General features: G+C 62.4%; 1 protein-coding gene. It reads left to right on the top strand.

Going from position 1 to position 428, the window contains the following annotated elements; all coding sequences use genetic code 11:
* The coding region (locus AACY19_RS27495; protein ID WP_339454647.1) for a transposase at positions 1 to 428 on the top strand (428 nt) is incomplete at both ends.

Below are 428 nucleotides of genomic sequence, written 5' to 3'. Positions count from 1 at the left end.
ACACTCTTACCCTACACGACGCTGATCCGATCTCATTCCCGCTACCGCTACTTTTGGGAAAAATGTTACGGGAACCCCAAAGGCCGTGCCTATGTCACGATGCTGGGCGACCTGCTCGACGAGGAGCTGGGTGCTGCGTTGCCACCGCCGGCACAAGCGATGCTGCAGGTAATGGCCGACATGCTCAGCCAGCTTGATGACAAGATCGCCGACCTCGACAAGGAGATCGCCAAACGCGCCAACGCAGACGAGGTCTGCCGTAGGTTGATGACCATCCCCGGCATCGGCCCCATTGCAGCGACTGCGCTGGTGGCCTTGGCACCACCTGCCGAGACGTTCCGCCGAGGGCGCGACTTCGCGGCCTGGCTGGGCCTCACGCCCGTTCAGAAGTCTACCGGCGGCAAGACCCGCCTTGGCCGAACATCGAA

This window comes from Pseudomonas sp. EA_5y_Pfl2_R50, from assembly GCF_963970475.1.
Classification (GTDB): Bacteria; Pseudomonadota; Gammaproteobacteria; order Pseudomonadales; family Pseudomonadaceae; genus Aquipseudomonas.
The sequence above is the reverse complement of the archived record's forward strand: the minus strand, read 5'-3'. Positions and strand labels throughout refer to the sequence as shown.